Here is a 21,746-nt window from a genome sequence, read left to right on the forward strand (position 1 = left end):
ATCGTTCAACACCGGCGTCCTGGCACTGGCGGTGAACATGGCCGCAGGCTTCGCGCAGCATTGAGCGCGGAGGAGGGATCAGGCTCCCTTCGCCCGTCTCCCGACGAGATCGCTGTCCTCAGGCTCCGTCAGCGCCATCGCCTCGCCGGTCTTGTCAGCGCCTTGCCGCGTGCGCCGACGGTCGCCGCTGCGCGTGAGCATGAGATAGAGGGAGTGGGGATTGGTGAGGAGGTATCGCCAGAACAGGCGCCGGGGCTCCTGCACCAGCCGCCAGAGCCATTCGAACCCGACCCGCTGAACCCAGGCCGGTGCCCTGCTGCGGCTTCCGGAGAGGAAGTTGAACAGGCCGCCGGAGGTCTTGATCAGGGCGACGTTCCGCAAGACCGGCCCATAATCCCGCACGAAGGCCTGCTCGCGCGGAACCCCCAGGGCGATCCAGAGAATGTCCGGCGCCAGGGCGTCGATCTCCATGATCTTGTCCGTCAGCGCGTCGCCCGTGAGGTAACCGTGGTGATGACCGACGATGCGCAGCGCCGGATACAGGCGCCGCGTCGTCGCCACCGCCGCGCTATTCTCGTCCTCGGTGGCGCCGTAGAGATAGAAGGTCAGGCCCTCCGCAGCGGCCTTGCGGGCGATCTCGTGATAGAGGTCGGTGGTGGCGACCCGGACGGGCAGGGCACGGTCGCCGACGAAGCGTGACACCGTCACCATCGGCTGTCCGTCGGCACTGATGAGATCGGCCGTGTCCACCAGTCTGGCGAACTCGGCATCCCGTGCGTGTCGCGACATCACCTCGCCGTTGGCCGAGGTGACGTAGAGGGGCGTTCCAGGTCGTGAATGGACGCGCACGGCCTCGGCCATCCTATCTACGGTCTCCTGCATTCCCAGAGCCGCGATCGGCATCCCGCCGAGAAACGTGACGGGAACCTGCCCGAGGACGGCCCGGGACGGCGTCGTCATCGCCTCCCTCCGACCAGAGCGGCAGCGCCCGAAACGCTGAACGATGCGGTCGAGGCGCGCTTCCCCCCGGCACGCTTAGCCGAGGCGGGTGTGTCGAACGACGGTGTCACGGCCTGTTCCGGTTCGAGGGGCGGCTTTGGTTTGGGATAAGATTCGGGTTTGGGACGGGTATGGGATCTCGCCGGAGGTGCCGGCTCCACGGTGCGTGTCGGCTCGGCTCGCGCTACGGGTTCGACGGCCGGCTTGCTATCCGCCTCCTTCGCTCCGTTCCGAAAGAAAGCCATGGGCGATCGCCGGGGTGCGGGGAGATCGGCCGCCCGGAAGGCGCGAGGGGTCGCGGGGATCCGGCTGTCCCTGGTGGCGCGCGGCGGGACCGGCGCCTCGACCGAACGGGATGGCGGGGTCGGCTCGGGAGGTTGCTTGGCCAGCGGGGCTTCTTTGACTAGCGGGGCTTCTTTGACTAGCGGGGCTTCTTTGACTAGCGGGGCTTGCGTCTGCTCGGACGCCTGCGCTGCCACGAAAACCTGGGACGGCCTCGACACGCGGCCCGGCCGCCCGAAACGCGCCCAGTCATCGAGCAGGGCGAGGAGAGCGCCGAGGCCGAGCCCCGCGAGGAGGCCCATCATCATCAGCGTGCGCGCCGGCGGCGGGAAGCTGCGCATGATCGGCTTCGTCGCCGGGGAGACGACACGGGCATTGCCCATGTCGAGATAGGCCTGCTGGCCGGTCTCGCGCGAGCGGGTGAGGAAGGCCTCGTAGACCGAGCGGCTGGCCTCGGCCTCCCGCTCGAGTTCGCGCAGGCGGATCGAGGCCTGGGCGAGACCGACCGTGCGGCCCTTGGCCTGGTCGAAGTTCTTCTCGAGGGCGGATGCCGTGGCCCGCGCCTTGGCGAGGTCGGTCTGCGCCGCCTGGGCGAAGCGGGCGACCTCCTGATCGATGGAGCGCCGCGCCTGGGCGACCTGCTTGGCCATGGAGGAGACGGAAGGGTGGCGCGGCCCGAGTTCGTTGGTGAGCTCGGCCTGGCGCCGGGTGAGTTCCGCGTACTGGCCGCGCAAGCCAGCCACGGTCTGCGAGGCGAGGACATCGTCCGTCGCCCCGGCATCCAGGCCGGCGCGGGCGATGCGCTGGCTCTGCTCGACGCGGGCCTGCGCCTCCACGACGCGCGCGCGGGCGGCGGCGAGTTGCGCGTTGATCTGGGTCAGTTGCTGGTCGCTGACGAGGGCGTCGCGGGTGCCCACGAGGCCGGTCTCGGCCCGGTAAGCCTGAACCCGGTTCTCAGCGGCGTTGAGCGCGTTGCGCAATTCGCCGAGGCGCGCGGTGAGGCCGGAATTGGCGCGGTTGGCGGCGTCCGTCCGGGTGGCGGCATCCTCGGCGAGGTAGGCCGCCACGACCGCGTTGGCGAGGCGGGCAGCCTTCGCCGCCTCCCGAGACCAGACCGAGACGTCGATCACATAGGTCCGGCCCGTCCGGCGCACGGAGAGGCGCTGCTGCAGCAGGGCGATCGCCGCATTCGCGTCGCCCTCGGCATCCGGCGGCGCGTCCGGGCTCCCGAGGCCCAGGGCGGCGCCGATCTTCGAAAGCATCCCACCGCCGGACGCGGCCGCGAACTCGTCGTCCTTGGTAAGACCCGTGGCATCGACGGCCCGGCGCAGCACGCTGCTTGAGGTGATGAGTCGGGTCTGGCTCTCCACCACGCTCTGATAGGCGTTGGAATCCTGGCCGCCGGTGGTCAACTCGCGGGAGACCAGATTCAGGTCGCGCGGGTCGATATAGATCTGCGCCTCGGCGGTGTAGCGCGGGGTCAGCATCTTCCCCACGATGAGGCCGATCCCGGCCAGGATGAAGGCGCAGGCCAGAATCCAGACGATGCGCCGGCGCAGTGCGGAGAAGACGCCCCCCACGGACAGGCGATATGCGCTCCGCTCCGGATCGGCCGCGCCGGGCCTGCCGGATGCCGGGGGATCGTCGTAGACCAACATCAATCGCCTCCCAACATCACTGCGTTTCGAGGATACACGGGCCCCGGCGAGCACCGGGATTGCTGGCGTGACGATCCCGCTTCCATCCGTCCCTGTCCCGAGCCGGCACACTTCGTGGAGCACACGACCGAATGCACGAGGGGATAGCAACTGCGAGTCCAAATTAGATTAAATTCTCAGTCGATCATCAATGAATGCGTCACAACGCGAAACGATGATGAATCTCGTCTTTACGCGGTCCACCGGAGACGGATGGGACGTCTGACGACATGCTGTCGTCACCACGCCGGACGGGACGAAAAGCCCCCGGATGCGGTCGGGATCACGGGTCGCGCGGGCCGCCCTCCGCGAGACGCACCGAGGTCTCGCTCGACTGGCGGGATGCCTCCTCAATGGGGCACCGCTCCCCGGCGATACCACGAGCCCGCGCCATCCCCTCCGCGATCGAGACGACCGGTATGCCCCGCCGGCCGGCGGCCGAGAGGGTGGCCTCCAGCAGGCCGGGGGAGCAGCCGTAGGGGCTCGCTCCCTCGGCGACATCGTGACCGAAGAAGACGACCCAGCCGTTACGCGCCACCGCCTCGTCCATCAGGCGCGCGAGAAGGCCGGCGTCGAGGCAGCGGTCGAAGAGCGGGTTCGCGCGCAGGAAATAACGGTCGATGCGGCCGGTATTCAGGCCCGGCACGATGCTGCGGCCCGACCCGTAGGTCCGGCTGAGTACGCGCTTTGCGGCCAGCGATGCATACCCGTAGGGAAAGGCGAAATTTTCCAGCGTCAGTCCGGGCACGAGGGCGGCGAATGCGTCCCGGTTGCGCCCGATATCTGCGGCGAAGTCCCCTGCGTCGAGGGTGGGAACCAAGCTGTGGTCATGGGTATGGCAGCCGATTTCGTGCCCGCGGCGATGGATATCCGCCAGGGCCTCGACCCCGGCGACCCGCCAATGCTCGGTGGCGGTGCCGAGGAGGGTGCGGGAGACGTAGAACGTGCCCTTGGCGCCATGGGCGTCGAGGAGGGCGGCCCCTGTGCTGCAGGCCGTGTCAGGCACGTCGTCGAAGGTGATGCTCACCATCGGGCCATGCAGATGGGGGAGCGCGGGCGCGGTCGGGACATGCCGCGACAGACGATGCGAGAGCCGGGCCCGCAGCGAGAGCCGGGCCTTGAGTTCGGTCGCATCGCGATCGAGGAGGGCGTCGGGGGTCATTGCGACGTCGGATGCCCGGCCCGCTTGCGCAGCACGAGATGATAGTCTCCGTGCCGCAGGTTGATGCGCCGTCCCGCCGCCAGGTTCGCCAGATCCGTGACGCCGTCGACGAGAGCGGCCAGCCGAGGACGGCGCACCCGCATCTCCGCGTAGCGCGGGCTCTCGTAGACGCGCTCGTAGACGGGTTCGAGCCCGACGCGATCGAGGAACGGCTTCAGCCGGGCCGGCAGGACGAGCGGGTGGTAATGCACCGGGAACGGAGGCTCGCCCGGTTCGCCCGCCCGCTGGTGACCGCGGATATGGCGGTAGAACCAGACGTGGAACCAGTGCGGCGAATACTTCGTCACGAGGCCGGAGAGCGAGCGCGGATGCGGTGCCCCGATGAGCAGGAGGCCACCGGGCTTCAGGCATTCGGCGAAGCGCTCCATCGCCGCCCCGACATCCGGAAGATGCTCGATGACGTTGTAGCTCGTCACCAAGTCGAAGGTCCGGGGCGTGAAGCGGTGGACCTGCACATCGCCGCAGACCACCGTCTCGGCGTAGGCGTTGTTGCTCACCTGGGTCGGGTCGATATCGACCACGGTCACGCGGGAGCGGCGCAGCACCGAGACCGGAAGATAGGAGGACGCCCCGCCGCCGGCCTCATAGACCGAGACCTCGCCCGCCGGAAGCAGCGCCTCCAGGATTTCGTGGACCTTCGCGAGGCTGAACCCGGCCTCGCCGGCCGGCATCTCCGTGTCGTGGTGGAGATCCTCCAGCGCGACCTGCCGCGCCATCGTGGCGGTGTCGTCCTGTGCCATGGCCTGCATGCTCCGTCTCTATTCCGTCGTGATGGGGCAAGACGGGATCGAGGACTTCTGCGAGGGCATGGGAGGGGATCCGCCTTCCGGAAAGCGCGTCGACCGTGCTCTCGCACATGACACGGCAAATCTTACTTTTCCAAGTACCGGGCTCGCGGAAACGTATTCGTACTCATGTCGATCGCCGTCGTCCTTAATCACCCACGAGCGATTTGCCTCGGCACGTCCGTGGGCAGGGGGAAGGCCGCCTCATGCCGCTTCCGTCCGCTCCGGACGCTCCGCTCCATCCCCGGCAGGGAACGCGTCCAGACTCGCGCGGATGGTGGAAAGCGGCGTCGATCCGAAGGACTGGATGCAGAAGGCCCGCTCCGTCGGCGTGGCGGCGTCCAGCATCGCGAGGATGTCGGCCCCGCTCAGGGCGTCGTCGTCCCAATGGGTCCGGCAGAAGCTCTGAATCGTCACCGCGTGCCGCTCCATGGCCGAGGGCGTATGGGCGACGAAGGTGCCGTAGATCATGTATTCCGAGAAGTTGCGGTCCCGGCACAGGGCGGCGACCCAACCGTGGCCCGTCACCGCCTCGATCCGCTCTGTCATTGCCCGTGCGGTCGCCTGGTCCCAGATGATGATCTGATCGATGTAATCGTCGGCGGGCACGCTCTGCGGACTGGTGCCGAGGAGGCGGCTCGCGGTGCCGATCCAGAGGATGTGCCGGGGCCGGTCGGCCACGACACCGCCGGGATGGACGTGGAACGGCGTCGGGTTGGGCTCGGCCAGGGCGGCGAGGTCGAAGTCCCGGAAGAAGTAGATGTCGGAATCGATCAGGCAGTAGCGCGCCTCCGGCAGCCGGCGCGTGGCCTCGATCTTGACGATCTGCTGGACGTGCCAGCCGCTGACCGGCTTGCCGAAGGGCGTGAGCCAGTAGCGGCGCCCGCGCCAGCGCAGGACGGGAATCGGCCGCATCCACCAGGGCAGGAACTGCGACAGCGGCAGGATGCGGCGATCGGGGCGGGCAAAGCGCGCGAACAACGCCACGTCCTTGTCGTCGACGATGACGTAATGGCAGCCGCGCGGCGTCGCGTGCCGGTCGATGGTCTCGAACAACAGGGCGCACCGCTCCAGGTCGCCCCGGTGGCTGAGCGTGATCAGGCCCACCGTCTCGGCCCGATCCTGCCCCGCGGATGCGGAGGCAGGATCTCCGGTCTCGGCCTTCATGCGTACCTCCTTCGATCCGCCGCCCTTCATCGAAGGGACCCTGCGCCGGGAAGGGTGAAGGATTCCGTCATCGGACCGCGCCTGTCTCGGGGTGTGGCGATCACGGTGCCGTGTTCCGCCACAAAAGACCGTAGAGGGTGAAGAAGGAGAACGCGTAGATCGCGACATAGATCGCGTTCAGCCACAGACTCCACTGCGCCGGATCGGGAAAAGCCGTGAGGAGCAGGATGAAGGCCGCCGCCTTGAAGGCGATGAGCGCGGCGGTGACGCCCGCGCGCAGCCCCATCCGGCCGAATGCGAAGAACAGTTCGCCCTGGAACTCCAGGAGGTTGCGCACCGCCGGCACGGCGACGATGACGGTGAGCATGCCGTAGGCCGCCGACACGTTCGGGCCGAGAAGATCGGGCCGGATGTGCAGGACGGCCACCATGAAGACGAGGGCGCCCGTCGAGACGGACGCCACCATCGCCTCCACCTTCAGGCATTCGCGCAAGGACGCCCGGGTGGCGCGGCCGGCCTGGATGAGCTTGCGCGAATACATCATGAACATCGGTCGCAGCGGCACGCCGGTGAGGTCGATGAGCCGCATGGAGATCGCGTAGATGCCCGCCATGCGCTCGCCGGCCAGCGTCAGGACGATGAGCTTGTCGATCTCGCCCTGGGCGAGGAACATGAAGTAGGAGGCGGCATAGAGCAGTCCGTCGCGCAGCCGGCCCTTGAGCAGCACCGCGCGGAACCGCATCCGCGTGCGCGGGTGGAAGAAAAAGGCGAGGACGGTCACCGAGACCGCGTTGCCGACGAGATAATAGACGGCCCAGGTCTCGGCATCGCCGCCGCCCGCGGCCCAGAACGCCACGGCGGCGGCGGCGCGAAAGCCCACGGGAAGCGACACCACCGTGGCGGCGGCGGCGTAGCGGCCGAGCCCGTTGTTGACTTGGACGAGGAGCTCGATCTGGCGCCAGAGCGCCACCTCGACCACGATGATCGCGAGATAGCCTGGCAGGGCGATCACGTCGCGGAACAGCAGGACGTAGAGGGCCAGCGAGAGGCCGAGCATGATCGGCAAGGCGAGCCCGAAACAGGCATAGTAGACGGCGAGATATCCGCCCATCGACGAGCGCCGGCTGGCGGCCGAGCGCATCACGAAGGATTGGAAGCCGAAACCCGCCAGACAGCCGATCATCACGCCCGCCGCCGAGACGGAGGCGAAGACGCCCATCTCCGCCAGGCTCAGCGTGTTGGCGAGAACCAGGAAATAGACCATCTGGAGCGCGAGGCGCCCACCGGCGCCGGCCAGGAGCTGGCCATAGCCGATCAGCACGGTGCGGTGGGTCGACCATGCGCCGGCGACGAGACGCAGGGGCGCGAGGCGCCGGCTCCCGATGCGGCGTCCCCCGCCGGGTGTCGGATTTCGGGACGAGTGGGCGGTCATGGCCGATGCATCCGCAGAGCCCGTGCCACGAAACGGGTCAGGAGGAGGGCCGGCCCCGCCCGAAGCGGGCGGGCCGGGACGAGGGGCCGTCGAGTCCTGTCGCAGGAAGCACGTCTCGTTCGCCGGGCGGCGTGCCACACCAATCGGGTGTATCTGGACGTCTGTCATCTCATGTACGGACCTGAACTTGCAAAACCATTCGCCATGACCCAGCGAAGTGTGCCGTTTTGGACGATCCCCACCCCTCGCGAGGTTTCGGCATGAAACAGGGTTTTCCCCATCGCCGGGCCATCCTCGAGGGGGCCCTGGGCGGCGTGCTCGGCGCGGGAGGCATCCTGAACGACCGTCCGGCCCTCGCCTCTCCGCGAAAAAAGATCCCGTTCGGAGCCGCTGTCCGGGGGGACGCGCTCATGGCGGATGCCGGCTACGGCGCCGCGCTCGTGGAGAGGTGCCGGCTGCTGGTGCCGGAGGGCGGCCTGAAATGGCCGGTCCTGCGGCCGAACCGGGAGACGTTCGATTTCGGCGAAGCCGACCGGATCGCCGCCTTCGCTCGCCGCAACGGGCTCGGCCTGCGCGGCCACACCCTGGCCTGGTATGGCGGAATGCCGGCCTGGGCCGAGGCGATCACCAGCCGGGTCGAGGCGGAATGGGTGCTGACCGGCCATATCGAGACGGTGGTGTCCCGCTATCGCGGCTTCATCGGTTCGTGGGACGTGGTGAACGAGCCGATGCCCGACAATCCGGCCTCGCCGCAGGACCTGCGTCCCTTCGTCTGGACGAGGATTCTCGGGGCCGAGTACATCCCGATCGCCTTCAAGGCCGCCCACGCGGCCGATCCCGCGGCCCGGCTCGTCCTCAACGAATACGACATCGAGTATGTCGGGCCGCGCTTTGCCATGCGGCGGGCCGGCATCCTCGCCATCGCGCGCTCCCTACTCGACCGGGGCATTCCGATCCACGCCATTGGCCTGCAGGCTCACCTGTTCGCCGACCGGGAGATCGACCGGGACGGCCTCCAGGGCTTCCTGCGGGAGATCGCGGCAATGAAGCTCGACGTTCTGATCACCGAGCTCGACGTGATCGATGTCGGTCTGCCGACGGACGTCGCCATCCGCGACGAGATCATCGCGCGCAGGGCGGCCGACTTCCTCCGGATTGTGGAGGAGGTGACGCCGCCGAGCGAGGTTCTTACCTGGGGCATCACGGATCGTTATACTTGGGTGCCGATATACTTCACCCGTCCCGACGGGACGGCGAACCGTCCGCTTCCCCTGGATTCCGACCTGAGGCCCAAGCCGCTCATGAGTGTGATCGAGCGCTTCACCGGACGCGCGTCGTGAGGGCGCGCGCCAACCCTTTCGACGCGGTGGTCTGCATCCCGACCTTCAAGCGGCCGGAGCACCTCGTCCAGACCCTCGCCTCCCTGGCGCGCCAGCGGACCGGCCTGCACTTCGCCGTGGTGGTGGTGGACAACGACGCCGCGGCGCAGGCCGGATCGGCGGCGGCCGAGGCGGTCTTCGCGAAGGGCCCGCTCCAGGGTCAATGCGTGGTGGAACGGCGTCAGGGCAATTGCTCGGCGATCAACCGTGCCTTCACGACGGCGCTCAGCGCCTATCCCGAGACCCGCTATTTCCTGATGATCGACGACGACGAGCTCGCGCGGCCGGATTGGCTGGAGCGCATGGTGGCCACGGCCCAGCGCACCGGGGTCGGCATCGTCGGCGGCCCGGTGATCCCGCGCTTCGAGCCGGGCACCCGATCCGGCCTCGACGGCCATCCCGCCTTCGCCCCCGCCTACGACAAGAGCGGGCCGGTGCCGGTGATCTACGGCAGCGGCAATTGCCTGATCACGCGGCGCACCTTCGCGCTGATGGGCGCGCCGCCCTTCGACACGGGCTATAACTTCCTCGGCGGCGGCGACACCGACTTCTTCGTCCGCGCCCGCCGGGCCGGCGTGACCTTCTATTGGGAGGCGGAGGCCGTCATCACCGAGACGGTGCCCCTTGCCCGCACGCGGACGGGATGGCTCGCCGCGCGGGGCCTGCGGATCGGCGCCGTCAATTACCGGATCGAGCGCAAGCACGTGCGCGGCAGCCTCGGCCTCGTGACCCTGGCCGGCAAGTCCTTCGCGGTCCTCGGGGTCTCGTTCGGACGCGCCATCCTCGATCTGGCGCGGACGCGGGAGCCGACCATCGCCCTGCACCCGATCCTCGTGGCCCTCGGACGCTGCCTCGCGGCCCTGGGCGTCGAGCCGCAGCCCTACCGCGCCAGCACGCCGCGCCTGCGGACGCGCGGGAGATGAGGGCGGGAAACCGATGAGGACGGGCGCGTCCGGATTGCCGGCATCGGGGACCGCCGCCGGGGGATGGCAGCGCGTGCGGACGGCGCTCTCCGAGACGCCGGCCAGCCTCATCGGGCGCAAGGCCGCCTTCCTCGCCTTCCTGCTGCTGACCTGGATCTCCCTCAGACCCTTCCAGGACCTGAGCAATCCGGACGTTTCGGAACTCGCCACGGGCCGCGAGGGCCTGACCTATGCGAGTTTCGGCCTTCTCGCGCTGCTGTGCCTCGCCCTGACGCTCCCGACGCATGCCAGGGCCCTGCGCACGTTCCTAACGCCCTCGTTCCTGGGCCTGGGGGCCTGGTTCGCCTTGAGCGTCGTGCTGTCGCAGGATCCCGTCACCTCGGCCAAGCGCCTGACCCTGGCAGGGTCGGTGATGCTGGCGGCGGCCTGCCTGCCGCTGCTGGCGCGCTCGCGCGACGATCTGCGCAACCTCCTGGCGATCGCGTCCTTGGTGCTGCTCGGCGCCTGCTATCTCGGCATGATACTGGCGCCGGACCTCGCCATCCACCAGGCGAAGGACGTGGTCGAACCCATGCTCGCGGGCAATTGGCGCGGCGTATTCGGCCATAAGAACGGCGCCGCGGCGGTCATGGCCATGCTGGTCTTCATCGGCATCGCGGTGGCGCGTTCGGGGCTCGTGACGGCGGGCAGCGCCATCGTCATCCTGTCCGGGCTGTTCCTCATCGGCTCGGAGGGCAAGAGCGCGACGGCGCTCCTGCTGGCCGCGCTGGCGATCACGGGGCTCTTCACCGTCATCCGCTCGTTTGCGGGCCGCGTCCTCCTCACTCTGGTTCCGCTCTTCGCGATCAACCTGTTCAGCGTCGGCACCGTGGTGAGCGAGCCCGTGGCCGCCCTCGTGCGGCTGCTGCCGGTGGATTCCACCTTCACCGGCCGGACCGACGTCTGGCAGTTCGCCATCGAGGCCCTTGGGGCGCGCCCGCTCACCGGCTACGGCTTCTCCGCGTTCTGGAACAACGTCACCGTGCGCGCGGCCTCCGATGACGGGTCGAATTGGGCCGGATACGCCTCGCACAGCCACAACAGCTACCTCGATACCGCCGTCACCCTCGGCCTGCCAGGGCTCGTCCTGGTGCTCGCGATCGTCGTCGTCGCTCCCTTGCGCGACGTGATGAAGATCGAGGCGCGGGGCCGGGCCGACCCGCTGGCGACGATGTTCGTGCAGATCTGGCTGTTCGGACTCCTTCTTTCCTGCATGGAGAGCTTCTTCTTCGATGGCGGAGACCCGGTCTGGGTCACCTTCCTTATCTCCGTCTTCGGCCTGCATTACCTCGCCCGGTTCCGCAGCGCCTGACCCGCCCCGCTCCTCGGGATGGTGCCTGTCAGAATTCGATGATCCCGACGGCCCAGCCGCCGAGGGTCATCAGCAGGCCGCACCAGAGCAGGGTCGCGACACAGCCGGCGACCAGCCCGCCGACCGCCCAGTGTCCGGACCGGTCGGACTTGCTCATTTCCGGAACGTCGCTTGGGTCAGATTGGGTCATGGCGCGTCTCCTTGCCTTTCGATCACTGCGAAAGGGCAAGGTTCGCACCTTCGGTCCGTCAGCCGAGAGCGTCCCTCAAGCTGCGGGCAGCATCAGCGAACCAGACCCTGCGGTCGATGGCGGGGGGCAGCGTCGGCCGTGCCGAGGCGGCCAGGGCGAGATCGGCATAGGTCTCCGGTCCGGCCCCGCCCGGGGCGAGGACGATGGCCCCGCCGGACAGGAGAGCACGGAAGCGCGGATGGTGGTCGAACTCGTCCGCGCGCGCCGGCTCTGTGACGATGACCGGGCGTCCGGCCTGGACGCAGGCCAGGATGCTGGCGCGCCGCGCGGTGAGGCCCTCGGGGAGCACGTAGACGAAGGCGTCGACCTCGTCGAACAGGCCGAACAGCTCCTCGGGCGAGGCGACGTAGCCGGAAACCACCACGGTCTCGGCGAGGCCGAGCGCCGCGACCTTGGCCCGGAAGATCTCCTCGATCCCGTCCGAGGCACGGATGAACGAACCGATGAAAACGACGAGTGGGTCGGCGCCGCGCGCCTTCAGGCCGGCCGCGATGTCGAGGATCGCCTCCGGCTGCTTGCCCGGATAGATCGAGCCGAAATGACCGAGGACGAGGCGCCCCTCCTCGCGGGCGGCGCGCATCCGTTCGGACAGGGCGCTCGGCACGGTGGCCTCGGGCCGCGTGATGTTCGGGGGCAGGGGCATCATCACCGCCCGCCGGGCGAGACGGCCGATCACAGGATCGGCGGCGAGCTCGTCCCGGACCTGGGGCGACAGCAGGACGACGGTGTCCGCGAGGAGCAGGAGCGGCCGCAGGACGAGGCGGCGCAGGCGGTGCATTCCGCCCCATTCGTGCAAGATCGCGACCCGCCGCCGACCTCGCAGCAGCGCCACGGCAAAGGCGGCAGGCGGCCCGGAAAGGGCCCGCTTCCAGGCCACCACGGGCAGGTTGGCGATGACCGCGCGGCTCTTCCCCACGGCGCGCCAGATCTCGCCGAGCGGCATGCGGCCCGGCGCGAGGACGAGGGTCTCCTGAGGCTGTTCCTGAAGCCTGAGCGCCTCCACCAGCTGGCCCGCAAAATCGCCGACGCCGCAGGGCGGATGCCCCGTTCCCATGAGATGGAGGCAGAGGGAGGGCGCCTTCGTGTCTCCCGGTCCAGGGCGTTGCGTCATGCGGCGAGGTTCCGGAAGAGGATGTGACCCGCCGATCCTACCCCGCCGTCGCTTGCGAAAGACTTTCGCACACGCATCCCGGCACATACTTTCTCGACAAGTGGGTCTTCAGCAAGTGCTTCCCGGCAAGCGCCTTTCTCGTGCAGGCCCTTTCCTGCCGGCACCATGGATGCAAGGCTCACGACATCATCGGACATCGTGTCCGGAAATGGATCGATCCTATCCCGCAGGGGGACGATCCGCCTCCTTATGGCGCGGCGGGACACGATACGGATTGGCCGTCATCATGAACGACCCGATCTTCACCTCCTGGGACGAGACCCACAGCGCCCTCTGGGGCCACCGGCCCCTGCGGCTCGAGCATCGGCTGCACCAATCCCCCCTGTTCTCGCGGGAGGCCCTGGCAGACCTGATCGATACCTATCCCCGCGACCAGTACAGCCTCGTCCATATGGGCGCGGCCGGCCAGCGCAAGTTCTGGCGTGAGGGCGAGACCGGGGGGCTTCCCGGCGCACAGGTGATCGAGTCCATCGCCCAGGGGCGGATGTGGCTCAACCTGCGCAATGTCGAGACCGTCGACAGGCGCTACCGCGCCACGCTCGACGCCATGTTCGAGGAATTGGCCCGGCGCGTTCCCGGCTTCTCCCCGGCGAAATCCACCTGCGGCATCCTGATCTCGTCGCCCAACGCCCAGGTCTATTATCATGCCGACCTGCCGGGGCAGCACCTGTGGCAGATCATCGGCGCCAAGCGGGTCTACGTCTATCCCTCGACCCCGCCCTTCGTGACGCCGCGTCATCTCGAAGACATCGCCCTCTTCGATGTGGAGGTCGATATGCCCTACGCGCCCTGGTACGACGCCCATGCGCAGGTGATGGAGCTGTCGCCCGGCCAGATGCTGAGCTGGCCGCTCAACGCGCCGCACCGGGTCGAGAATCTCGACTGCCTCAACGTGTCGATGACGGTCTCCTTCGTGGACGAGCCGATCCGCCGCAAGCAGATCGTCAACCTCGCCAACGGCATGCTGCGCCACCGCTTCGGGCGCGAGCCGGCGAGCCACGCCATCACCGGGCCGGGCTACTGGTCGAAGGCGGTGATGCAGAAGCTGCTGCGCGACAGCGCCTGGGTGAAGAGGGAGCGCGCGGCCCGCCGCGCCGTCGATTTCCGCCTCGATGCGGCCCGTCCGGGCCAGATCCTCGAACTCCCCGCTCCGGCGTGAGGAATACGGCGCCGGCGGCAGATCGCCGGGGCATCGCGAGTCCGGACACGTCCGTCTTCGGCACCCGGGGCTATGCGGTGGCGATCGCCTCGGATTGGACGGAACACGTCCCCGGATGGACGGGCGCGCCGACGCCCTTCCAGGATCCGGCCTGGATCGAGACCTGGTACGAAGCGCTTCGAGGCCGGGTGGGGCTGACGCCGCTCCCGGTGACGGTGCGGGACGAGGCGACGGGCGCGCTCGCACTGCATCTCCCCCTGGTGATCGACGAGACCGGGCGGCGCCGCGTCATCGCCTTCGCCGATCTCGGCCTCACCGATTACAACGCGCCGCTCCTCGGCCCCGCGGCCCCGCGGGACCATGCCGGCGCCCTGCGGCTGTGGCGGGCGATCCGCCATGCGCTGCCCCGCGCCGACCTTCTCTCCCTGCGCAAGATGCCGGCGGCCTTCGCCGACGGGCCCAATCCGCTGTCCCTGATCAGGGGAGCGTGCCCGTGCCCTCTGAGCGGCAACGAGGTCAGGACGGGCGAGGATTGGGACGCCTATCATCGCGGCCTCGCCAAGACCGTGCGCAAGGAACTGGAGCGAAGCTGGCGGGTGTTCTCCCGCGAGCCGGAGACGACCTTCCGCATCGTCACCGACCAGGACGAGGCCCAGCGGGTATTGGAGGTGATGGCGCGCCAGCAGGAGGCGCGCATGCGCAGCATCGGCGCCGATTACCGCCTCGACGAGACCGAGTTCGACGCCTTCTACCGTCGTCTCGTGGAACGAGGCCTCGGCCGCGGCTACGCCGTCGTCAGCGCCCTGATGGCGGGAGACGAGGTCGTCGCCGCGCTGCTCGGCATCCGCGATGCCGACACCTACGTCATGATCCGCATCAGCAATGCCGGGGAGGGGTGGTCGAACTGCTCGCCGGGCCGCCTCGTGATCGACAAGACCATGGAGGCACTCCATCGAGAGGGCTGCCGCTCGTTCGATTTCAGCGTCGGCGACTACGATTACAAACGCCGTTTCGGGGTCGAGCCCCTACCGCTTGTGGATCTCATCGTGCCCCTCGGCTGGCGCGGCCTGAAGGGCGCGGCCCGGGCAAGGCTGGTCGCGACACTGCGCCGTTATCCCGCCCTCGACCGGCGGGTGCGGGACGCCGCCTGCCGGGCCATCCTGCTCTGGCGGAAGCGCCGTTCGTGAAGGGGTGGCTTCCCAGCGCGTTCGTTGCCTGTCCTGGCAAAAAAACCAGATCCCTATCCTCCCGCTGCTGCGGTATGCCAACGCCGTGCTTTCACCTGCCGGACGGAGATAGCCCCGCATGAGCCAACCTCGTCGCCTGCATCTCGGCGCCTTCATGCGGCCGATCGGCATCCACACCGCCTGGTGGCGCTATCCCGGCGGATATCCGGACGCGAATTTCAGCTTTCCCCATCTCAAGCGTTTCGCCCAGCGCCTGGAAGCGGCCAAGTTCGACGCGTTCTTCATGGCCGACCATCTGGCGGTGATGAACATGCCCATGGCCGCGCTGAAGCGCAGCGCCACCGTGACCTCCTTCGACCCGATGACCCTGCTGCCGGCGCTGGCCGCCGTCACCGAGCGGATCGGGCTCATCGCCACGGCCTCCACGACCTATAACGAGCCCTATCATGTGGCCCGGAAGTTCGCCTCCCTCGACCATATCTCGAACGGCCGCGCCGGCTGGAACCTCGTCACCTCCGGCAACCCGGACGAGGCCCTGAATTTCGGCCGCGACGCCCATCTCGACCACGCGGTCCGCTATGCCCGCGCCCGCGAGTTCTTCGACGTGGTCACCGGCCTGTGGGATTCCTGGGCCGACGACGCCTTCGTCCGCGACGTGGAGGAGGGAGTCTATTTCGACCCCGACAAGCTCCACGTCCTCGACCATGCCGGCGAGTTCCTGAAGGTGAAGGGGCCGCTCAACATCGCACGCCCAGTCCAGGGCTGGCCGGTGATCGTCCAGGCCGGCGCATCGGAGGCCGGGCGCCAGATCGCCGCCGCGACCGCCGAGGTGGTGTTCGGCTCCGCCTCGAAACTCGCCGCCGCCCAGGACTTCTACGCCGACGTGAAAGGCAGGATGCCGGCCCTCGGCCGCGACCCCGACCATCTTAAGATCCTGCCAGGCGCCTTCATCGTCCTCGGCGCGACGCGGGAGGAAGCCGAGGCCAAGAAGGCGCGGCTCGACGCCCTGGTGCCCACCGACAGCGGGATCGCCAACCTCTCCGTGCGCCTCGGCGTCGATGCCTCGGGCTTCGACCTCGACGCGCCCCTGCCCGAGATCCCCGAGACCAACGCCAGCAAGAGCTCCCAGGCCCAGATCGTCGGCTATGCCCGCAAGACCGGGGCGACGGTGCGGGAACTCGCCCAGCGGGTAGGCGGCTATGGCGGGCTCACCATGGTGGGCACGCCCGGGCAGGTGGCGGACGAGATGGAGGAATGGCTCCACGGCCGCGCTTGCGACGGCTTCAACGTCATGTTCCCGTTCGTTCCGGAAGGGCTCCACGACGTAGTCGACACCCTGGTGCCCGAACTCCGGCGCCGGGGCCTGTTCCGCACCGAATACGAGGGGACGACCCTACGCGACCATCTCGGCCTGCCGCGCCCGGCCAACCGGTTCTTCCCGGCCTGACGGACAGGCCGCCCTCCGAGCGGGTAGGGCGGCCTCATCGGATCAGGCGGCGCGGCGGTTGACCTGCCCCTCGGCCAGGCGCGTCAGGCGCTCGTCGGTGGCACGCTCCTCGTCCAGGGTCTGCTGCAGTACGCCGGCGCAATCGTCCCGGCCGAGCTGCTTGGCCCAGGCCACGAGGGTGCCGTAGCGCGTGATCTCGTAATGCTCCACCGCCTGGGCGCAGGCGATGAGGGCGGCATCGAGCACAGTCTTGTCGCCGATCTCACCGGAGACTTCGTTGGTCTCCTTGATGATGCCGTCGATGGCCGGACAGGTCACCGCCTTCGGGGTATGGCCATGCATCTCGAAGACCCTCTCCAGGCGCTGGATCTGGCCTTCGGTTTCCGCGAGGTGCTTCTCGAACCCGCTCTTGAGTTCCGGATCGGTTGCCTTGGCGATCATCTTCGGCAGCGCCTTGGTGATCTGGTTCTCGGCGTAATAGATGTCCTGCAGGGTGTGCACGAACAGGTCGTCGAGGGTCTGGATGTCCTTGGTGAAAAGGCCCATGATTCGTTGCTCCGTAAATGAGTTCGTGACGCATCGAACAGAATCAGCGCGCTTTCATCGCCAATAACCTGGATCATTCCCCCGCAACTATTCGTAAACGGCAAAGTTCGATCCAGGTGAAATCATGATTTCGGCGCGCGCTTGCTAGGCCGGATCAAGAGATTCACGCCGCGATGGTTCCAAGCGACATGAGGCGGCAGAGGTTGAGATTCGTCTCGGCGCCGCCATGGACAGCGCCCCTCTCACGGACGTGCGGGCGTCGTGCCGGAGAATCGGATCGGCATAGAGCAGGGGATCCCCTGAGGAGCTTGGCTACGGCAGCACACCGTCATTCGAAGGCATGAAACAAATTAAGGCATGCTCGAATTACCGGCATGTACTGTTTTTCGCACGTTTAGCCGGTGCAAATATCAGACACCGCTCATATCATCACGAGACGTCGGGGGCATGAACGCCCAGCAGCCATCGGAGACGTCGGATCATGACTTTGAGCTCACCTCGGAATTCGGCCGAAATCTTTGCTTTCGTGCCCAGAAAGAACGCATCACCCGCACGTGCCTATTCGACAGGCACGCGCAAGAGCGTCAATGCCGTGGTGGACCTCGCAGGGCGCATTGCACAGCCGATGGCGTTGCCGAGGATGGATTTCGGCGACAGCTGGTATCATGCCCAGGCGATCCTGGACGACGGGCGGAACCGGAAGGTCTGACGGGCGCGGCGCATCACGGGACATGGTATCGCTCCGGTGCCGGAACGCGGGACGAACCGCGCCTCCGGCCAGCCGGAGACCGCGATGAAGCCGCCGATCGGACGCGAGACCACGTTGTGCATGTCCCTGTCGGGACGACCGGGCCATTTCGGGTCGCGCTTCCACAACCGGCTCTACGAGCTCATGGGGCTCGACTACGTCTACAAGGCCTTCACCACCACCGACCTACCCGCCGCGATCGGTGGCATACGGGCCTTGGGCATTCGCGGTTGCGCGATCTCCATGCCGTTCAAGGAGGCCGTGATCCCGCTTCTCGACGAGCTCGAAGCCTCGGCGGCGGCCATCGACAGCGTCAATACGGTGGTAAACGAGGCCGGGCGCCTCACCGGCTACAATACCGACTACATCGCCATCCGCCTCCTCATCGAGAAGCACGGCGTCGATCCGCGAACACCGTTCCTCCTGCGCGGGTCCGGCGGCATGGCCAAGGCCGTCGTCGCAGCCCTGCGTGATGCGGGTTTCCCGAACGGTACGCTCGTCGCACGCAACGAGCCGGCCGGACGAGCCCTGGCGGAGAGTCATGGCTATGGCTGGCGCCCCGAGATCGGCGAGGCGCAGGCCCCACTCCTCATCAACGTCACGCCCCTGGGCATGGAAGGACCGGAGGCCGATGCCCTCGCCTTCCCCGCCCCTCAGATCGCTGCCAGCACCATCGCCTTCGACGTGGTTGCACTGCCCTCGACGACGCCCTTCCTGCGCGCTGCCGAAGGCCTGGGAAAGCGCCTCATCACCGGCCACGAGGTGGTGGTGCTGCAGGCCTTGGAGCAGTTCGTCCTGTATACCGGTCGGATTCCGGGTGAGGATCAGGTCGCCGACGCCGCGGCCTTCGCCCAAACCTGATGCGTTCTCTACTCATGAGGGCTCATGCCCCGTTCCATGAGAGAAAACTAAGGGAATCCTGCAGGATATTTCCGTCTTTCGGCTTGCTTTGGCGGGGGGCGGGCAATAGGTATCTCTCAAGCGCAGCGATCACGCGCAACCGAGATGTCTTCCAAAGAAGACTTGCAACGCAGGAGAAACATTATGGCTTGGACTGCCCCCGTCGTTCAGGAAGTGTGTGTCGGCATGGAAGTCACCAGCTACGAGTCGGCTGAGATCGACACCTTCAACTAAGGTGGCGGGAAGCTATCGAGCTTCCAGTGCATGACATGAGACTCACCTCTCCGCGACGAGCCGCCTCCGGGCGGCTTTTTGCGTTTCAGACACCATCCGACGCCCGCGCCGCTCAGCGGTGCATGTCGGCCTCGCGCTCCCGCCGCCGGCTCAGGATGGCATTCAGGCACGCGACGATGATGGCGAGCTCGCTCTGACGCCTGAGGCCGAGCCGGCCGAAGATCGCCTTCAGGTGAACCCGAACGGTGCCCTCCCGGATCGCGAGCGATTCCGCCGCCTCCCGGGGCGAGCTTTCCCGGCCGGTGGCCATCGCCACCAGATCCTGCATCTGCGTCAGGCCCGGTTGCTCGAGCTGCGGAGCAATGGAGACCAGGGCCGGCGGCGGTCCATCGCGCTCGGGGTCTCGGCATGGTGGCACCGCCGCTGACGCCGATGCCGTGACAGGGAGGTCGAGCCGATGTGCGCGCCGGCACAGCGAAACGGATCGCGGCCAGCCATGAACCATTCAGCCGCCACAGGCGCATGATCTCAAGGTGACGATCCGACCGCGACCCAGCCCAGGAACCCGACATGACCGTTGCACGTCCCTTCCGCTGGCTCCTCGCCCTCGTCACGCTGGTCATGCCGGCATCCCTGATCCAGACCCGCCCTACGGTGGACGGATGCGAGCGTGACAAGACGAAGGAACCCCAGAGTCAGGTCGTCTTCCGGCACTACATCTGATCCCGATGTAGGATCGCGGTATCGCGTGTCCCGTCCCCGTGAGGTCCGGGATCATCGAACTTCCGGGGCGACGTCCTCTCGTTTTCCGCTCTGCCGGGTCACCGGCACTCACCGCCGATGGGGCGGCCGAACGGTGATGGATCGGCACGGGCGGCGGCACGGGCGGCGGTCGCCCTTCAGCTACGGTTCAACCGGTACGGTCTAGCTTGGGCGGCCTTACGGGAGAGGCCGCCGCGAATGCCCGGCGGCGGGATCGCGCAAGGCGCGTCGCGCACCTCCGTGGAAGCCATGCTCGCTCTGCCCACAACCACCCTCGGCACGCCTGTCCTGCACATCCCGTCATCGCCGCCGCCCCGTCCCGGCGCGGAGGCGTCCCACGCTTTCCTGCGCAGCACGATGCCCGCCCTCGACCTCGCCTTCGGCCTCGAATGCGCCGCCGACCTGCCCGAGGACATGGCACGACTGATCGCCCGGCTTCATGCCGGCCCCTTGGGTGCCCCCTCGCAGGACACGGCTTCGGACACCACCCGCCTGTCTGCAACGGCCTACGAGCCGGCCTGATCGCGGGACAGGACCGCAAGACGAGGCATGGCCCCCCGCCCCGATCCCCTCGAAGACGGCGGAGCGGGCGGCATGGATAGGGGCGGATGGATTCCGTTCGACGCGTTCGCCCGTGCTGTGGCGCGCATCGATCGTCGATCGCTCATGAGATCTTACCGAACGACGATCCGGCAGCCGATCCGGACATGGTCCCGGCTCAATAATGAACGCCGGACGACCGTTGCAGCCAATCGACTTATACTGCATTTGCGGATCATATCTGCCTCTTCATGCGGATAGAACACGTCGGGCTTTCAAATCCGATCCGGTCAGGTTAGTCCTGCCTATCGTCGATAGTGTGCGGCGCTGCGCGGGAGCGTTCCGTATCGCTGAAGGGTTGAGATGTTTCTCGCCGACGAGACTCTGCAGGACATCGAAGACTCGCTCGTTACGTCCGCGCTTCAATCTCATGACTGGGACAACGCGGTCTCCAGGATCGCGACCGCGACAGGCGCGAGGGGGGTCGTCGCGATCCCGCTGAAGGGGCGCGTGCCCGGCCTGCCGATGAGCGCCAGTCTCGACGGCTTGGCCGACGGATATTTTCGCGATGGCTGGTCGAAGAACGACTACCGCGTGAGAGGCGTCCCCAAGCTTCTCAGGACCGGCATGTTCGTCGACCAGGACTATGCCACGCCGGACGCGATGCGATCCGAGCCGTTCTATGCCGATTACTTGCACAGCCACGGCTTTCAGTGGTCCGCCGGACTGATGGTCCAGGCGGGCGATGATGCCTGGGTGATGATGATGCAGCGGACCATCCAGCAGGGGCCCTATACGTTGGACGACCAGATCGCCTTGCGGCGCCTCATCGCCCCCCTCAACCGAGCCGCGCAACTGGCCCATAGCCTCGGCGAGGCGCGCCTCACGGGCATCGCCGACGCCCTGGAAACGGTCCGCAGTCCGAGCCTGCTCCTCGACAGGACGGGACGGGTGCTGCAGGCGAGCAGCAGCGCGGAGCGACTGTTCGGACCCGATCTGAACGTGCGGCTGGGGGAACTCGTCGTTCCTTCCGATGCGCAGGCCACGGCCCGGCTTCGCGCGCATGTCGCCGCCGCCATCTGGTCGGATCCGAAGGGTGTCTCACTGTCCCGGGCGCCGGTCGTCGTCCGCAGGGTGGGCAAGCGGCCCCTCACCCTTCGTGCCCAGCCGCTCCGCAAGGCAGGCCTGGAGTATTTCGACGGCTGCCGGGCCATTCTGACGATCACGGATCTCAACGAAAGCGGGGACCTCGACGGCGATGTCCTCAAGACGTCGTACGGGCTCACGCCACGGGAAGCCGAGCTGTGCCACAGCCTGCTCGCCGGCCACAGCACCAAGGAATGCGCCGACAGGCTCGGCATGTCGATCCATACGACACGGACGCATCTGAAGAAGATCTTCGTCAAAACCGACACGGACAGTCAGACAGAACTGATGATCGTCCTGAGCCGGCATTTCGGGCTCTAGCCTCAAGACAAACCACCCCTGATCTTGGCGGGCGAGATCCTTTGGCCGATGGGGGATCTTGCGAGGCTGCGATGACATCCCGCGACCCGTTCGCCCTA

The 21,746-nt window shown here is 67.8% G+C and carries 22 protein-coding genes; 12 read left to right on the forward strand and 10 right to left on the reverse strand.

Going from position 1 to position 21,746, the window contains the following annotated elements; genetic code table 11:
* Nucleotides 1–78: 78 nt before the first annotated feature.
* The 6 genes from K368_RS0117045 to K368_RS0117070 all read right to left on the reverse strand — a co-directional run bounded on the left by K368_RS0117045 (nucleotide 79) and on the right by K368_RS0117070 (nucleotide 7,584).
* The gene (locus K368_RS0117045; protein WP_027173371.1) at nucleotides 79–960 is read right to left on the reverse strand and encodes a WecB/TagA/CpsF family glycosyltransferase; all 882 of its coding nucleotides are present in this window, start codon (nucleotides 958–960) and stop codon (nucleotides 79–81) included.
* On the reverse strand, nucleotides 957–2,939 hold the full coding sequence (locus K368_RS24950) for a GumC family protein (RefSeq protein WP_051439909.1): 1,983 nt from the start codon (nucleotides 2,937–2,939) through the stop codon (nucleotides 957–959). The genes K368_RS0117045 and K368_RS24950 overlap by 4 nt, the downstream gene beginning before the upstream one ends.
* A 322-nt stretch (nucleotides 2,940–3,261) precedes the next feature.
* The gene (locus K368_RS24955; protein ID WP_027173372.1) at nucleotides 3,262–4,140 is read right to left on the reverse strand and encodes a polysaccharide deacetylase family protein; all 879 of its coding nucleotides are present in this window, start codon (nucleotides 4,138–4,140) and stop codon (nucleotides 3,262–3,264) included.
* Nucleotides 4,137–4,940: a class I SAM-dependent methyltransferase gene (locus K368_RS0117060; RefSeq protein WP_245259606.1), complete on the reverse strand. Its 804-nt coding sequence runs from the start codon at nucleotides 4,938–4,940 to the stop codon at nucleotides 4,137–4,139. Before K368_RS0117060 ends, K368_RS24955 begins: the two co-directional genes overlap by 4 nt.
* A 249-nt stretch (nucleotides 4,941–5,189) precedes the next feature.
* Nucleotides 5,190–6,152 (reverse strand): DUF6492 family protein, encoded by a 963-nt coding sequence (locus K368_RS24960; protein WP_245259607.1) that lies wholly within the window; start codon nucleotides 6,150–6,152, stop codon nucleotides 5,190–5,192.
* A gap of 100 nt (nucleotides 6,153–6,252) precedes the next feature.
* On the reverse strand, nucleotides 6,253–7,584 hold the full coding sequence (locus K368_RS0117070) for a hypothetical protein (RefSeq protein WP_027173375.1): 1,332 nt from the start codon (nucleotides 7,582–7,584) through the stop codon (nucleotides 6,253–6,255).
* Nucleotides 7,585–7,844: 260 nt separating this feature from the next.
* Between K368_RS0117070 and K368_RS0117075 the strand changes: the two genes are divergently transcribed.
* The 3 genes from K368_RS0117075 to K368_RS0117085 are packed head-to-tail and all read left to right on the forward strand — an operon-like array spanning nucleotide 7,845 to nucleotide 11,237.
* Nucleotides 7,845–8,924: an endo-1,4-beta-xylanase gene (locus K368_RS0117075; RefSeq protein WP_036266440.1), complete on the forward strand. Its 1,080-nt coding sequence runs from the start codon at nucleotides 7,845–7,847 to the stop codon at nucleotides 8,922–8,924.
* A complete protein-coding gene (locus K368_RS0117080) occupies nucleotides 8,921–9,886 on the forward strand; it encodes a glycosyltransferase (protein WP_027173377.1) in 966 nt (321 codons plus the stop codon). Before K368_RS0117075 ends, K368_RS0117080 begins: the two co-directional genes overlap by 4 nt.
* A gap of 13 nt (nucleotides 9,887–9,899) precedes the next feature.
* On the forward strand, nucleotides 9,900–11,237 hold the full coding sequence (locus tag K368_RS0117085; RefSeq protein WP_027173378.1) for an O-antigen ligase: 1,338 nt from the start codon (nucleotides 9,900–9,902) through the stop codon (nucleotides 11,235–11,237).
* 28 nt (nucleotides 11,238–11,265) lie between these two features.
* On the opposite strand, the gene K368_RS26830 is transcribed toward K368_RS0117085, so the two are convergent.
* Nucleotides 11,266–11,427 carry a hypothetical protein gene (locus K368_RS26830; protein WP_155935224.1) on the reverse strand — a complete coding sequence of 54 codons (162 nt, stop codon included), beginning with the start codon at nucleotides 11,425–11,427 and terminating at the stop codon, nucleotides 11,266–11,268.
* A gap of 58 nt (nucleotides 11,428–11,485) precedes the next feature.
* Nucleotides 11,486–12,598 carry a hypothetical protein gene (locus K368_RS0117095; RefSeq protein WP_245259608.1) on the reverse strand — a complete coding sequence of 371 codons (1,113 nt, stop codon included), beginning with the start codon at nucleotides 12,596–12,598 and terminating at the stop codon, nucleotides 11,486–11,488.
* Nucleotides 12,599–12,884: 286 nt separating this feature from the next.
* Here K368_RS0117095 and K368_RS0117100 point away from each other — a divergent pair, with 286 nt between their 5' ends.
* The 3 genes from K368_RS0117100 (at nucleotide 12,885) to K368_RS0117110 (ending at nucleotide 16,451) form a co-directional block, all read left to right on the forward strand.
* Nucleotides 12,885–13,817 carry a hypothetical protein gene (locus tag K368_RS0117100; RefSeq protein ID WP_027173380.1) on the forward strand — a complete coding sequence of 311 codons (933 nt, stop codon included), beginning with the start codon at nucleotides 12,885–12,887 and terminating at the stop codon, nucleotides 13,815–13,817.
* The gene (locus K368_RS0117105) at nucleotides 13,814–15,004 is read left to right on the forward strand and encodes a GNAT family N-acetyltransferase (RefSeq protein ID WP_027173381.1); all 1,191 of its coding nucleotides are present in this window, start codon (nucleotides 13,814–13,816) and stop codon (nucleotides 15,002–15,004) included. The genes K368_RS0117100 and K368_RS0117105 overlap by 4 nt, the downstream gene beginning before the upstream one ends.
* 118 nt (nucleotides 15,005–15,122) lie before the next feature.
* Entirely contained in the window at nucleotides 15,123–16,451 is a 1,329-nt protein-coding gene (locus K368_RS0117110) for an LLM class flavin-dependent oxidoreductase (protein WP_027173382.1), read from the forward strand.
* A 42-nt stretch (nucleotides 16,452–16,493) separates the two neighbouring features.
* On the opposite strand, the gene K368_RS0117115 is transcribed toward K368_RS0117110, so the two are convergent.
* Nucleotides 16,494–16,997 carry a ferritin-like domain-containing protein gene (locus K368_RS0117115; protein ID WP_027173383.1) on the reverse strand — a complete coding sequence of 168 codons (504 nt, stop codon included), beginning with the start codon at nucleotides 16,995–16,997 and terminating at the stop codon, nucleotides 16,494–16,496.
* A gap of 526 nt (nucleotides 16,998–17,523) precedes the next feature.
* Between K368_RS0117115 and K368_RS0117120 the strand changes: the two genes are divergently transcribed.
* From K368_RS0117120 to pqqA, 3 genes are all read left to right on the forward strand, one after another.
* On the forward strand, nucleotides 17,524–17,706 hold the full coding sequence (locus K368_RS0117120) for a hypothetical protein (RefSeq protein ID WP_155935226.1): 183 nt from the start codon (nucleotides 17,524–17,526) through the stop codon (nucleotides 17,704–17,706).
* An 84-nt stretch (nucleotides 17,707–17,790) separates the two neighbouring features.
* On the forward strand, nucleotides 17,791–18,606 hold the full coding sequence (locus K368_RS0117125; RefSeq protein WP_027173385.1) for a shikimate 5-dehydrogenase: 816 nt from the start codon (nucleotides 17,791–17,793) through the stop codon (nucleotides 18,604–18,606).
* Between the two features lie 183 nt (nucleotides 18,607–18,789).
* A complete protein-coding gene (gene pqqA, locus K368_RS24965; RefSeq protein WP_018043773.1) occupies nucleotides 18,790–18,879 on the forward strand; it encodes a pyrroloquinoline quinone precursor peptide PqqA in 90 nt (29 codons plus the stop codon).
* A gap of 112 nt (nucleotides 18,880–18,991) precedes the next feature.
* Here pqqA and K368_RS0117135 read toward each other — a convergent pair whose 3' ends face one another.
* On the reverse strand, nucleotides 18,992–19,207 hold the full coding sequence (locus tag K368_RS0117135) for a LuxR C-terminal-related transcriptional regulator (RefSeq protein WP_027173386.1): 216 nt from the start codon (nucleotides 19,205–19,207) through the stop codon (nucleotides 18,992–18,994).
* Between the two features lie 242 nt (nucleotides 19,208–19,449).
* Between K368_RS0117135 and K368_RS27120 the strand changes: the two genes are divergently transcribed.
* The 3 genes from K368_RS27120 (at nucleotide 19,450) to K368_RS0117150 (ending at nucleotide 21,648) form a co-directional block, all read left to right on the forward strand.
* Nucleotides 19,450–19,602: a hypothetical protein gene (locus K368_RS27120; protein ID WP_197031031.1), complete on the forward strand. Its 153-nt coding sequence runs from the start codon at nucleotides 19,450–19,452 to the stop codon at nucleotides 19,600–19,602.
* A 237-nt stretch (nucleotides 19,603–19,839) separates the two neighbouring features.
* Nucleotides 19,840–20,163: a hypothetical protein gene (locus K368_RS0117145; protein ID WP_027173387.1), complete on the forward strand. Its 324-nt coding sequence runs from the start codon at nucleotides 19,840–19,842 to the stop codon at nucleotides 20,161–20,163.
* Nucleotides 20,164–20,544: 381 nt separating this feature from the next.
* Nucleotides 20,545–21,648: a helix-turn-helix transcriptional regulator gene (locus tag K368_RS0117150; RefSeq protein ID WP_027173388.1), complete on the forward strand. Its 1,104-nt coding sequence runs from the start codon at nucleotides 20,545–20,547 to the stop codon at nucleotides 21,646–21,648.
* Nucleotides 21,649–21,746 lie beyond the last annotated feature (98 nt).

Source organism: Methylobacterium sp. 10, from assembly GCF_000519085.1.
GTDB lineage: Bacteria > Pseudomonadota > Alphaproteobacteria > Rhizobiales > Beijerinckiaceae > Methylobacterium.